The 13816-nt window shown below is 52.4% G+C and carries 11 protein-coding genes; 10 read left to right on the forward strand and 1 reads right to left on the reverse strand.

Features of this window, described 5'->3' with window-relative positions:
• Positions 1–82 precede the first annotated feature (82 nt).
• The 10 genes from CWS43_RS08320 to CWS43_RS08365 all read left to right on the forward strand — a co-directional run bounded on the left by CWS43_RS08320 (position 83) and on the right by CWS43_RS08365 (position 13342).
• Positions 83–952 carry a hypothetical protein gene (locus CWS43_RS08320; protein WP_101076483.1) on the forward strand — a complete coding sequence of 290 codons (870 nt, stop codon included), beginning with the start codon at positions 83–85 and terminating at the stop codon, positions 950–952.
• A 3-nt stretch (positions 953–955) separates the two neighbouring features.
• Positions 956–2977, forward strand: a complete 2022-nt coding sequence (locus CWS43_RS08325) for a hypothetical protein (RefSeq protein ID WP_101076484.1) — start codon at positions 956–958, stop codon at positions 2975–2977.
• Complete coding sequence (locus tag CWS43_RS08330) at positions 2974–3231, forward strand: PAAR domain-containing protein (protein ID WP_101076485.1); 258 nt, start codon at positions 2974–2976, stop codon at positions 3229–3231. The genes CWS43_RS08325 and CWS43_RS08330 overlap by 4 nt, the downstream gene beginning before the upstream one ends.
• Positions 3231–4670 carry a hypothetical protein gene (locus CWS43_RS08335; RefSeq protein ID WP_101076486.1) on the forward strand — a complete coding sequence of 480 codons (1440 nt, stop codon included), beginning with the start codon at positions 3231–3233 and terminating at the stop codon, positions 4668–4670. Before CWS43_RS08330 ends, CWS43_RS08335 begins: the two co-directional genes overlap by 1 nt.
• A gap of 11 nt (positions 4671–4681) precedes the next feature.
• The gene (locus CWS43_RS08340; RefSeq protein WP_232776859.1) at positions 4682–7771 is read left to right on the forward strand and encodes an ImcF-related family protein; all 3090 of its coding nucleotides are present in this window, start codon (positions 4682–4684) and stop codon (positions 7769–7771) included.
• 13 nt (positions 7772–7784) lie between these two features.
• Complete coding sequence (tssF, locus tag CWS43_RS08345) at positions 7785–9560, forward strand: type VI secretion system baseplate subunit TssF (RefSeq protein WP_101076488.1); 1776 nt, start codon at positions 7785–7787, stop codon at positions 9558–9560.
• Positions 9560–10591 (forward strand): type VI secretion system baseplate subunit TssG, encoded by a 1032-nt coding sequence (tssG, locus tag CWS43_RS08350; RefSeq protein ID WP_101076954.1) that lies wholly within the window; start codon positions 9560–9562, stop codon positions 10589–10591. The genes tssF and tssG overlap by 1 nt, the downstream gene beginning before the upstream one ends.
• Positions 10592–10693: 102 nt before the next feature.
• Entirely contained in the window at positions 10694–11041 is a 348-nt protein-coding gene (gene yajD, locus CWS43_RS08355) for an HNH nuclease YajD (protein ID WP_101076489.1), read from the forward strand.
• A gap of 259 nt (positions 11042–11300) precedes the next feature.
• Positions 11301–12284 carry a DUF1852 domain-containing protein gene (locus CWS43_RS08360; protein ID WP_101076490.1) on the forward strand — a complete coding sequence of 328 codons (984 nt, stop codon included), beginning with the start codon at positions 11301–11303 and terminating at the stop codon, positions 12282–12284.
• A gap of 26 nt (positions 12285–12310) precedes the next feature.
• Complete coding sequence (locus CWS43_RS08365; protein ID WP_101076491.1) at positions 12311–13342, forward strand: methionine synthase; 1032 nt, start codon at positions 12311–12313, stop codon at positions 13340–13342.
• A 50-nt stretch (positions 13343–13392) separates the two neighbouring features.
• Here the strand turns inward: CWS43_RS08365 and CWS43_RS08370 are convergent, their stop codons facing one another.
• Entirely contained in the window at positions 13393–13797 is a 405-nt protein-coding gene (locus tag CWS43_RS08370; RefSeq protein WP_101076492.1) for a helix-turn-helix domain-containing protein, read from the reverse strand.
• Positions 13798–13816 lie beyond the last annotated feature (19 nt).

Consider the following 13816-nt stretch of genomic DNA (forward strand, 5'->3'; position numbering starts at 1 on the left):
ATAAATTAGGTTCCTCACTGAGTAGTAAATTTAGTTGTAACGTTGATCTGATGCCGACTAAACCAAAAAATCAAGGATGACCATGAAAAAGCTAACATTACTCTCAGGTGCACTAATATTTTCGCTGTCCAGCCTGAATAGTTGCACCGTGCCACCGCCTCCGGTGCAAGCATCGACGCAGCCCGAAAAGCGGGCAGTACAGACCATCCCTAACCCACCGCAGGTGATTTATCGTATCGATAAAAATCGCTATCTCACGCTGGAGGATTATACCAACTGCGATGATGGCTCAATTTATTATCATAATGATGTCAAGAAGATAAAAACGAAGCTTTGGTTCCTTTCCAAAGGAACAATGAATTATAAAGGCAAGTTTATCTGGGCCGCGAAAAACGATGACATGCTGGCGATTCCATTTGTTCGTGGTGATAACGATGCATGCGGCGACTCGCTAAGAGGCTGTGCTTACAGCATTTTGTCAGCAAGTATCGATGGTGGGAAAAAATTTAGTGATATTAAATTTGGTGCAATTAATAGCTCAAGCTCTAAAAATCACACAATCGTTGTGACTGATGATGCAATTTACTTCAAAAGCAACCTATATCCATCTACTGATAAGTATGCAATCAATAGCAATGGCGAGTTTTATAACGTAAGGCAAGCCTGGATCCAAGATGAATTTTACAAAGGGATGTTGAAGTTAGGTGTTCCTGAAGACGTTTTGGATAAAAAAAATCCAATGGGTTATTCCGACCGCTGGCTAACAAATAAGTATCACTATTCAGATGCACAGGTAAATGAGCTAGGTTTAAAGGCTAGTGCGCTTTTTGATAAATATAATAATTCTCCGCATACCGAAAAACTTCCCGATATAAAGATAAATAATATTGCCAGTGAGCAGTTTAGTTGTAATTCCGCACTAATTCCTTCCCAGCCAAAAAATCAAGGATGACTTATGCCTGAAGCCTATCAACATGACGAGCCTACTCGTTTGCTAAACAGTGAAACGACACCTAATGGTATTCAACAAGCCAGAAGTACTATGAGCCCGCAAAATGTTTGTGTTCGGGGGGAGGTAAGAAAAGGTATTCAACTCCCAGGCTTGGTTATCTTTGTTCACGGCGTAAACTCAGAAGGTGAATGGTACAAAACAGCCGAACAATATCTTTGTGAAGGCCTTAATCGACGTCTTGGTCTGGAAGGCTGTGAATTCGCTTTAACCCCCATAACATACAATGAAGACAGTGCATTTCCAGTACAGGTAATTACTAAAGGCCGTTCCCCTGTTATACGCTTCTACTGGGGCTACTCAGCAAAACCAGGTACCGAAAAGGATTTCGTCATACCGCTAAGGACAGAAAAAGGAGTTAGCTGTACAGATCTCAATGATGAAGAGACCAAAAATAGTAAATATCCTTTTTTCTGGGGAGGAGGTCCCTTCCAAAACGGTTGTACTTCGTTGTATTCGTTGTGGAGTAAATACGGCTTCAGTAAATGGGTCAAAAAAATCCCGATCCCGTTCAGTACGCAGTTTATCAACGAGGAAACTGACCGTCTGTTAGCGAATGCACCGCCGCGTGAATATTATTCTCATGCTGCTGAACGACTGGCAAATTTGGTGAGAAAGATCCGTGAACTCAGCCCGAAGGATACCGTCACCGTTATCTCTCACAGTCAGGGCACGATGATTGCCGCCGCAGCGGCCGCAATGGAGGGCGCCGCGCCCGATGCGCTCTTTGTAATGAATTCCCCGCTCTGTCTGGAAAGCAAAGGGATGGACTATCTCTCTTACCCGTTAGCGGAATGTATTTCTGATGCCGCGAGACGCGTCACCTTTGCTGATATTGTCGGCAAAGTGGCTGAAAATAAGGACCGGCTTAAAAACGCCGATCCTAAGAAACTCGTCTGCGGTCTTGATGGTGCGTGCGAAAACTGGCAACCGGATGGGAAAACCTCAAACCCTGACGTTCCTGAGCGCGATAATCACGGACGCACGTATATTTATTGCAGCCCGCATGACCGGGTAATGGGGTCGTCACCGTTATTGAGTATCGGCTGGCAAGGGCTTCCCAATACGAAAGCCAGCAACTATACCCAGCCGCACCCGGTTTTTGCGATGGTTCCGGAAAAATCCCTTTTCGTGCGCATGCTCGCCCGCAATATGGCCTGTGGTGAAGCGCCTGATGCGCAAACTCCGTTTGGTACGTTGCCGGATATGAGCAGGGACTGGAAACCAGATGGCGGCAAAAAATTCTGGGACAGTAATGACTCTGTGTTTAGTCGTCAGGCATGGCCAAATCCGGACTCAAACCAAAAGCTGTTTATCAATGCCGAACAGGTCCCTCAACCTATTACTGCGGAGCAGCTGGCTGATTTCGATAAAGACCGCAAACATATTGAAGACTTACCCGCCGATAAAGCGGCGCATGAGATCTATCTGGCCGACAAGGACTATGACGATTATGGCTACGGATGGGGGAATAAAGATCCGGCTTCAAAGGGTTTCAACGACAATACCTACAAATATTACATCAAACTCTATGGCTTCAATGAGCGTAAAACCTTCCCCGCTCCACCTGGCTCTCCCTATGATAAACGCAATGTTGACAGGGAAAGCGTTGAGCATATGCGCTCGCGTATCAGCCAATATATTTCCCGGCCTGCCGACCACAGTGATTTGCCCCAAAACCCGTTGTTTCTTCAGCAGGTGGTAGCCTACGACTTGCCGATAGGGTTCTGTAATATTGGTCAGAAAGAAGAATGGATGCTGATGTTAAGGAGAATGGCTGACTGGACATATCAAGGTAGCGATTCTTATTACAAAACAGGCATATTCACGCCACCTAAGCTTCCCCCCATAATCCGTAAAGACGTAGATACCGATGCCCGGCAGCGTTATGACGACGCGGTGAAAAAGGCCGAGGCTGACAATATCGCGTTAGTCCGGGCACAGAAACCGCAGGGAGAACTCGCATGAAAAATGTGGTGGTTCTCGGGGATAAAACCTCCCACGGCGGCACGGTGATCTCTGCTTCATCAACGTTTGAGATTGAGGGAAAAAATGCGGCACTGTTACATGACAGCGTGAGCTGCCCTGAACACGGCCCAAACCGCATTATTGAATGCGCGCAGGGTTATGAAGAACAGGGAAAAGGCATTGTAGTGCAGGGCTGTAAAACCGAATGCGGTTCGGTGGTGTATGCCAGCCTGACTGATGCAGGGTTCGAATAATGGGCTGGTCAGTTCCTCAGGCTAAACCTCAGCAAAAGCCACCTGCGTGGTCGCCGTGGGTGTGCGTGTTTATCTTCCTGACGGCTTTTGCACTGGCATTAGTCTGGATCGTGCTTGATACGCCATCAACCGGATTGTATCCGTTGTCTTCAGGTCATTATCTGCCGCTGACCGGTTTCACGCTGGTCGGAATACTGGCGTGCCTGTCGCTTTATCTCCTCTCATGGGAGGTGAGTGCGCTGATGTATTACAGCTGGACACACTGGCAGGCAAATACCCACGCGGCATGGCAAAACTGGACACATCAGCATCTGCACATTGTTGATAGCGTGAACTTCACCACCCGCCTGGATTTATACCCGCAGATCGCGGGTTTATCCCGCGATGAAGATGATGAAGAGGAACCTGCCGTGTTGCTGTTTCCTGAGGACGATGCGCCGCCGGGTATTTATCGCTTTGAAATCATCTGCCGCCATATCCTGACGTCGTTTGAAGCCGCCATTAAAACGCTGAATCTGCCCGGGCAGGGAACGATCAACCTCTACGTGCAGACACAAACGGAGGTAACTGAAACACACATTCTCTACCTCGAAGAACTCTGGCAAACGCTTTATCCCGAAAACATCTTGCAGATAAAACCTGTCGGGCCGCAGGCGTCTCTGGAAACGCTGGGATCCTGCTTAGACGCACGCATACCCTCTGTCGTTATCGCCATGCAGTACTACGACGGAGTGGAGGAAAAGCCTCTTTGCGAAATCGCGACCGGCCTGTTGCTATCACCTGCCAACCAGCTCAAACCTGATGCACAAAAAAATACCCCGCAGCTCTTCAGGGCCATGCCATTAAATCTGAAAAAACTGCCGGAAGATTTGCGGGAACTGCGCGATATGACACAACAACCGGCTGATTCACTCCGGCTGGTGTGGTTCTCCGGGCTGACTGACACACTGCGTCAAAAGCTCAATGCCGTTATCCATGACCTGAAATTGCCACTACGCCACGAAGCTCCGATGGGCGGGCAACTGGATTTCGACAAGGGGTGTACCGGGTATGGCCCTCTTTCAGGCTGGCTGATGCTAGGCGCCGCCGCCGACATGATTAAGCGTGGTCAGGGCAGCCAGTGGGTATTGGCTGCTTCAGAAGAATCTGCCTGGGCAGTCGTTGTCGGGAATCGAGCGCCGGTTCAGGCCGACTATCAAAGCCAGCTACCTCGCGATGTTTACCCTGCCGGATGCGTGGTCGCTTCACTGCTGTTCAATCTGGTGCTGTTCTGGTCCCTCGGCCATGCCTTCCCGGACTGGCTGTTTTCTTTCTGGGGCGCGGTCACGCTGATCCTGACACTGGTTGTCACAATGATTGGCAGCGCCGTTGGCCTGCGGGTCATACTGAATCGCCTGCTTGAGCCAGGCTTTATCCGGTCTGCACAGCAAGGAAGCTGATTGTGAAGAAAATGATTAAGCCACTGGGAATACTGTTCCTGCTGCTGGCTGTTGCGATTGCGATTATCAGTGTGATCCTGCAACTCAGCGTGTTTTCTTCGTCCGCAAATGGCCCGGGTATTTCAATATCAGTTCTGGTCATCACGCTGATTATCACGCTTATTGTCCTGTCATTGAACCTTGTCACCACGTCGGCCAACTGGCGGGCGCCTGTGCATCCAAAGCGCGCAACGGCGGATACCGAATCGGATCGCCCTGTTCAGGCTTCCATTGACGTCAGCCGGTTGAAATCTGCACTCCGGCATCGCTACGGCCTTCGCTGGAAACGCAAACTCCCCTGGCTGCTGGTGATGGGTGAAATGACCGATGTTGAAGCGGTTGCCCCGGGGCTGACTCAATCTGGCTGGATGACGGTCGGCAATACCCTGCTGTTATGGGGCGGGTTGCTGGCCGCAGGCGGCAATACCGCAGACCTTCAGGCGTTACGCCGTCTGCGTCCTCACGCCCCTGCCGATGCGCTGGTCTGGGTCAGTCATGAGGCGCACTATACTCAGGCGGCGCAGGCTGACGCGGTGCTTCGCGGTTACGAAATCGTCCGCCATCATCTGCGCTGGGAGCTGCCGGTCTATCTGCTGGACCGGCGCGAAGAGAAGTGGCCGCAACCCGAACGGCCGGTGCAGCTGGTCGGGGTGTTCGAGAACAAAAGGCTGACACCGGAGTCTTTATCGTCTTCTGTCGATTCACTGCTCCCCGAACTTCGCGCACAAGGCATGGCACAAATCAGTGAAAACCTGCGTCATGCGTTTTTGTTGCAACTGGCCAGCGATTTAAAAGCACGTCTGGCTGGCTGGGCGGCAGCTTTTAAACCCCTGCTGAACAGCTATCACCCGTTGCCTCTTTACGGCGTGGCGTTTTCACCGGCGCTTGTGTTACACACCTACAGCCCGCATGAACATTCGGATTCTCCAATCTGGCGGGAGTTGTCTGCAGGCATTCACCGCCGCGCCGGTCGTCCGGTTGGAATAACGGCGCGAACAGTGGCGAAGTGGAGCGCCGCGACCGCGATGCTGGTGTTGGCCATCGGTACAATCGTGTCCGGCATCAGTAATTACCGGCTGGTGACCGGCAGCGCGGAGCAGGTCCAGCAGGCGAAAAACTCGCCCTCACCTGCCGTCTTGTCTTCATTACAACAGAAAGTGCAAACCTTACTGACTCAGCAGGAACAGGGCACGCCGCTGTACCGCCGTTTTGGTCTGGACGTTACGGATTATCTGCTTCCCACGCTCTGGCCGGAATACTCGGCGCTGGCGGAGAGGCTTATCGTTCAACCGGCGCAGAAGCAGCTGAGCGCGACGCTGGTATCATCCACGCCGTCTTATGACGCCCTGAAAACCTACCTGATGCTGGCACATCCCGACAAAAACACCGGTGCTGAAGCACAACAGTACTTAGCGCTGCAACTGACGCCGTTGCTGAATAACATCGCGCCGCAGGATATTGCTTTTTTCGCCTCACAGCTTGCGCTTCATCCTGGCTGGAAAATCACGCCTGACACCACGGCGGTCGCTCAGGCGCGGTCGGCCTTGCTGAACGCCATGAGCGGCGCGGACGCTGAACAGAAACTCTATGGTTCCCTGATATATCGTACTTCGCGCAATTTCGGCGATTTGTCTCTGACTCAGTTGCTTGACGGTCAGGAGACTGGCGGGATGTTTACCCTCGCGGCAGAAGTGCCGGGCAGCTTTACCCGTCAGGCGTATGAAGGTGCGATAGCGCCGGAAATTGCGGCGCTGGTCATACAGCGTCAGGAGCAGGTCAGCTGGGTGCTGGCAGAGCCGGAGCATCCTGTGGAAACCTCGCTGTCACCCACGGCTTTGGGCGAACGGTTAACGGCGCGCTACTTTGCCGAGTACGGCACTGCGTGGCAGAAAACGCTGAACCAGCTGAAGGCGCATACGGCGGCGGATCCGGCGGGACAGCTGACGCTCGCCTCTGATGTCAGCCGTTCACCACAGATAGCCCTGATGAAACAGCTGGCCTGGCAGGGGCTGGCAGGCAGCCCGAACGCACGGCGCAATGAGCTGAATCCCGCGCTGCAACCGGTGTTTGGAGGTATCGTTTCAATGGCGAGCGGTGCCGGTAAAAGCAACGGACTTACGTTATCTGCGTGGCGGTCACAAACGGCTGGCCTGCGTGACAAAATGCGCAACCTGTCGGCGGCCAGCGGCGGCACGGCGGCGCTCTCACAATCGGTTTTTCGCGGCACGCAGATTGATAACACGGTCTCTGAGTTACCCGCCCGCCTGAGCGTTCAGCTGGGCAGCGGCTGGCAACCGATGGCACAGGCACTTTTTTTATCGCCGCTTAGCCAGACATGGAAAGGCGTGATGACCACCGGCGTGAAGGGTATGGATGCGCAGTGGCAGCAGGAGATTGTCGCAGCCTGGCATAAAGAATTCGATAACACCTTTCCGTTCACCGGCAGCCAGAAAGACGCGTCGCTGGTGGCGCTGAATGATTTTATCAACCCGCAAACGGGCCAGATTGTCAGTTTTATCCGCGGGCACCTGAACGGCGTGCTGGAGTACAAAGAAAACCGCTGGCAGAAGGCCGACAAACTGCCGCCGGGGCTGACGGTCAGCCCGGCCTTTCTCAGTAAGCTGAATCAGCTCGACCGTTTAGGTCATGCGCTGAACGATAACGGCTGGGGTTTTCGTTTCAAACTGCAGGCGGGCACGGCCAGAGACGTGGTGCAGACCGGGCTGAGCATCGACGGTCAGAGACTGGTGTATTTTAATCAGATGCCGTTCTGGGCGGATATTCAGTGGCCGGGCGACACCTATTATCCCAATGCCGAACTGGTGTGGACCAGCGTGCGCGCAGGTGCGCGGCTCTATTTCGATACGCCGGGTACCTGGGCGTTTTACCGCCTGCTGAAGAAGGCCAAAATCTCGCCGGTGGACGACACACATTATCAGCTGACCTGGACCGCCGAAGACGGCCTGCCGCTCAACTACCGGCTGGCCTTTACCGCCGGGAACGACCCCGTCAGTTTGCTGAGCCTTGATGGCTTCCGGCTCCCTGACACGATATTCCGTTAACACAGGTAACGACATGGAAGACGATTTCTTAAAATATTTTGACGGCGAAATGCGCTACCTGAAGGAAGCCGGGCTGGAGTTTGCGAAGGAATTTCCGGCGCTGGGCCGTACGCTGGGTCTGGACGGCAGTCCGGTGCCGCGTGATGAATCGGTCGAGCGGTTGTTTCAGGGCTTTTCGCTGATGATGGCCAAACTGCGGCAGAAGATTGATGACGACATTCCGGAACTGACCGAACCGCTACTCTCGCATCTTCTGCCGGTGATTAACCGCACCCTGCCCTCAACCGCCGTGGTCGAACTGACGCCCGCCGCGCCGGAGCTGCACGTGCGCGAAGAGGTATTACCGGCAGAAAGCGAACTGTTCACCCAACCACTGGGCAATGACCGCCAGCGCTGCGCCTACCGCACCGTCCGCGCCATGAAAGTGCATCCGTTTGCGCTCGATAATGTGTCGCTCTGCACCCTGCATGAAGGGCAGCAGGCGCTGCGGCTGCGTTTCACCCTGCCCGCGCTGACCGAAGTCCGCCCCGCCGACTGGCAGGATCTCAGCCTGTATCTCAATGGTGACCGCGTGCTGCAGTCGGCGCTGTATCTGGCCCTCAGCCGTCAGGTGAAACGGGTGAACGTGCGGTTCTGGCAAGAATCAACCGAGCTGATGCCGGTGGACGCGCAGTTTATCCCGCGCTGGCAGACCGAAAGTGATGCAAGCCTGTGGCCGGAGAGCGACAGCCCGGCGCTGTGCGGCGAAGTGCGCCCGTGGCTGGAGTATTTCACCTTCCCCGAACGTTATTTCTTTATGCAGCTGCGCGGGCTGGAAACCCTGAGTTTTCCGCCGGAGACCACGGCATTCGATATCGAGGTGACGCTCAGCGAGCGCTGGTCATACGATTTGGCCGTGCCGCCGGACGCCATCCGCATGCACTGCGTGCCGGTCATTAATCTGTTCCGCCTGCTGGCTCAGCCGCTAACCGTAACCTCGGCGGTCAGCGATTACCGCCTGCGACCGCACCGGCTCAGCGATGGTCACACGGAAATTTACGCGGTAAACGATGTCGCGGAAGTCACCGAAGACAACGCCGAATTCAGCTATGTGCCCTACAGCCAGTTCCGCCAGAAAGGCGGGATGCTGAAATATGAAAAGTCCTGGCCCGACCGTTATTACCACACCCGCATGTACCGCGGCACGTCCGGGCTGAACGAAACCATTCTGATGCTCGGTGGCAGGACGCACGCAGAACAGGACGGTCTGAAAATGCGCCTGAACATGACCTGCACCAACGGCGCTTATCCTCGCATGGCGTTACAGGAAAGCATCTTCGATGGAGAAATGGCCCCCGGTAATCTCAAGCTGAAATGTGCGACCCGCACGCGCCCGTCCATGCCGTATTACCCGCCGGCCGCCGGACTTTATCAGTGGCAGGTGCTGTCATTACTGCATCCGCAGGCCATTGCCGGACTGATGGAAACCGATACGCTGCGTCACGCGCTGACGCTGCTGGACTGGACGCATGATCAGGATAATGCCCGCCGCATTGCGGGCATTACGCACGTCGGATACACGCCCTCCCATTACCCCGCCGAAGGCTGGCACGGTGTGGCGATCCGCGTGACGCTAGATGAACATCAGTTCTTCGGGCAAGGCGACGCGCTGCTGTTTTGTGAGGTTCTGGAGCAGTTTTACACCCAGTACGCCGATGTCCGCCGCTTCACGCAGCTGACGGTGACGCTCAGTCAGTCCGGAACAACGTGGACGTGGCCGGAACGACGCTTAAAACGGATTTTATTCTGATGACGACGGATGATAACGAAAAGCGTCTGAAGGAATTCTGGCGGGACAAGGACGGCAATGACCGGGCGCACGCCTTTAATTTCTATCGCTTTTGCCAGCTGCTGGAAAAACAGCTGTCAGATCAGAAACCGATCGGCAGCACCTTCACGCCGAAAGACGACCCGGTGCGTTTTCGTCCGCACCCCGGAATGGGTTTTCCGGCCAGCGAGCTGAAAGCGGTAGAAACGGATCCGGAACGACCGGACGCGCCGCCGACGGTGCGCACCACGTTTATGGGATTGTACGGCGTGGATTCCCCGCTGCCGACCCGTTACATCGATGACATTGCCCAAAAACGTGAAGGCCATGAAGCGCTGGAAGCCTTCTCAGATATCTTCAACCACCGGATGATGACGCAGTTTTACCGCATCTGGCGAAAGTACAGCTATCCGGCCACCTTTGAAGACGGCGGCACGGACAAAACATCGCGCAGCCTGATGGCGCTGACCGGTATCACCGACAGCGGCGATGTCCCCGCCTCGCGCCTACTGGCATTACTGCAGCCGCTGGTCAGAACTACCCGGACGGCGGAAGGAATCGCCAGTGTGATCCGCACGCAGGCCCCGAATACGCAGGTGACAGTCAAACCGCATAAAGTTACGCGTATGCCCGCCGGTAAACGGGCGAAATTCTCGTTTTCAGATCAACAACGGCTGGGTGATCACCCGGTACTGGGCAGTCAGACATCGGATGTGAATTACTGTATCGGTGTTGAAATGCTTACCGAAGACGCGGCAGAGGCCAGAGGCTGGTTGCCCGGCGGCCTGCTGAGTAAGGACGTATTCGAGCTGCTGCGCGTTTATCTGGGCTGTGATTACGATGCCAGCCTGACGCTGACTATCCCGATGAAACTCGCACCGTTGCCGCGCCTCGGCGACCGTTCACTGCTGATGGGCTACAACGTGGTGCTGGGGTTGCGGGAGGATAATCTGGATGAAATGCCGGATCAGGTGACAATGAAACTGGGGCGGATCCAGGATAAAAAGAACTGAAGTAAATACGCAGAGGCGGCTTTCTTTTTTCCTCCCGCACGATTGTGGGATATATTGGACGCACGCTCTTAAAATCATCTCTTTGTAACGGATAACATCGCCATGGCACTGATCCCAAAAAACTACTCGCGTCTGGAAAGCGGGTATCGTGAGAAAGCACTCAAAATCTATCCCTGGGTCTGCGGACGCTGCTCGCGGGAGTTTGTGTACTCCAACCTGCGTGAATTAACGGTTCACCATATCGATCACGACCATACCAATAATCCGGAAGACGGCAGTAACTGGGAGTTGTTGTGCCTGTATTGCCATGACCACGAACACTCAAAGTACACGGAAGCTGACCAGTACGGCACACGCGTTGTCGCGGGAGAGGATGCGCAAAATGATGTTGATGCGGCAACCTATAATCCCTTTGCCGATTTAAAATCGATGCTTAATAAGAAGAAGTAATGTCAGCAATGTCGGCCTCTGACGCAGGGGCTGACAGCAACAGCGCCCGCCCCTCACTACCCCGTCGGTAATCCTCCTTTTTCTTCGCGCTGCTACGGGTTGTTCAACCGGCGAAGATGAACATCTCCCCTGAATCTACACCTGATCATGAATATCGTTCATGTTTAATGAAATTAAATCACTTTTCCTCAATCAATGACTCAGGCATAAATTATGCATAGCAATTATCTCCAGATATAAACCAGGGCGCCGGATGACAATGAATAAAAAATTTGCATTTACTATTAAGAGCATTCGCTTCGACGAAAATTATAACCCTTCAGAAAGTACGCGTATTACGACTAACTTTGCTAATTTGGCCCGAGGTGAGAAACGCCAGGAGAACTTACGCAATACCCTGGTGATGATTGACAACCGTTTCAATTCTCTGGCGCATTGGGATAATCCTAACGGAGATCGCTATTGCGTCGAACTTGAAATCATTACTGCTCAGTTGAATATTGCTATTGAAGGTAAGGCCGACGCCTTCCCGGTGATTGAAATATTAAAAACAAATATCGTTGATAAAAAAACCAACGAACGCATTGAAGGTATTGTCGGGAATAACTTCTCCTCTTACGTGCGGGATTTTGATTTTAGCGTTTTGCTACCAGCGCATAATAAGGATAAAACCCAGTTTTCCCTTCCGGACAACTTTGGTGAATTACACGGAAACATATTCAAACAATTCGTCAATTCAGAGACTTATAAAAACAGTTTCAATAAAACGCCAGTTATCTGCCTGAGTGTTTCAAGTAAAAATGTTTATTACCGCACGGGAAATGAACATCCTGTATTGGGTATCGAATATCAGCAGGACGAACTTTCACTGACAGATGAATATTTTGCAAAAATGGGATTACATGCCCGCTATTTTATGCCTGCAAACAGTGTCGCGCCTTTGGCCTTTTACTTCACTGGCGATTTGCCCAGCGATTACACTAATCTTGAACTTATCAGCACCATCAGCACGATGGAAACGTTCCAGAAAATTTACCGACCTGAAATTTACAATGCTAATTCCGCCGCGGGGAAATGCTATCAGCCCAGCTTAAATTTCCAGGATTATTCTTTAACTCGAATTGTTTATGATCGAGAAGAACGTAGCCACTTAGCGATTGAGCAGGGAAAGTTTACTGAAGAGAACTTTATTAAACCTTACCAAACTGTTCTTGAGCAGTGGTCCGCAAGTCCCGTTCTTTGATTAACTAAAACACAGGGTCATCTATTATGAAAAAGTTATTACCCACTTCAACGGCGGGCAGTTTACCTAAACCTTCCTGGCTGGCACAGCCTGAGGTACTTTGGTCACCCTGGAAACTGCAAGATCAGGAATTAATCGACGGTAAACAAGATGCCCTGCGCCTGTGCCTGGAAGATCAGCAGCAGGCAGGCATTGATATTGTCAGCGATGGCGAGCAAACCCGTCAGCATTTTGTCACCACGTTTATCGAACACCTTAACGGCGTTGATTTTGAGAAACGTGAGATCGTTAAAATCCGTGATCGCTATGATGCGAGCGTGCCGACCGTCGTGGGACCCGTGAGCCGCCAAAAGTCGGTGTTTGTTGAAGATGCCAAATTTTTACGTCAGCAAACAGACCATCCTATTAAATGGGCCCTGCCGGGTCCCATGACGATGATCGATACGCTTTATGATAACCACTACAAAAGCCGTGAAAAACTCGCCTGGGAATTCGCTAAAATTCTCAATGAAGAAGCCAAAGAATTAGAAGCTGCGGGTGTCGATATTATTCAGTTTGATGAACCCGCATTTAATGTTTTCTTTGATGAAGTGAACGATTGGGGAATTGCCACGTTAGAAAGAGCCATTGAAGGGCTTAAATGTGAAACGGCTGTGCATATTTGCTACGGCTATGGCATCAAAGCCAATACAGACTGGAAAAAAACGCTGGGAACAGACTGGCGACAATACGAAAAGATTTTCCCGAAATTGCAAAAATCGAATATCGATATTATTTCACTGGAATGTCATAACTCGCATGTTCCTATCGAACTGCTGGAACTCATTCGCGGTAAAAAGGTGATGGTTGGCGCGATTGACGTGGCAACCAATACTATCGAGACGCCTGAAGAAGTCGCCGCGACGCTTCGAAAAGCATTGCAGTTTGTCGACGCCGACAAACTCTACCCTTGCACTAACTGCGGCATGATCCCTTTGCCACGTGGAGTCGCACGAGGCAAACTGGATGCGTTAAGTGCAGGCGCAGAAATCGTACGCAAAGAACTTTTGGCTAAATAACGCCACCAGACAGTCAAACGCCTGAACAACTCTCTGACCGGGTTGAGCGATCAGAACGATCGCTCAACCGGTATCTCACTTTTTTCATCCGCATGTATCCGGTCATAGGCCGCCTGAGCCTCTTCCAACGCCGGGCCAAACTTCAACGCCCAGTCATACAACGCCACAAACGGCTGCTGCAATGTTTGCGCCAGCGGTGTGAGGCTGTATTCCACGCCTACCGGCGAGGTCGGTAACACCTCACGCCTGACCAGTCCGTTTCGTTCAAGCCGTTTTAAAGCATCGGCCAGCGCTTTATGCGTAATGCCATCCAGCCGGCGGCGAATTTCATTAAAACGTGAAGGCCGGGTGCAAAGTACCGTGAGAATTAAAATCGACCATTTATTGGTGATGTGCTCAAGCACCGGGCGCGTTTTTCCTACATCTCTCAAGCTGTTACCGTCGATTTCTGCCATGCCGATATACTCCGCTATA

Origin of the sequence: Rahnella sp. AA, from assembly GCF_002834385.1 — a bacterium.
Taxonomy (GTDB): Bacteria; Pseudomonadota; Gammaproteobacteria; order Enterobacterales; family Enterobacteriaceae; genus Rahnella.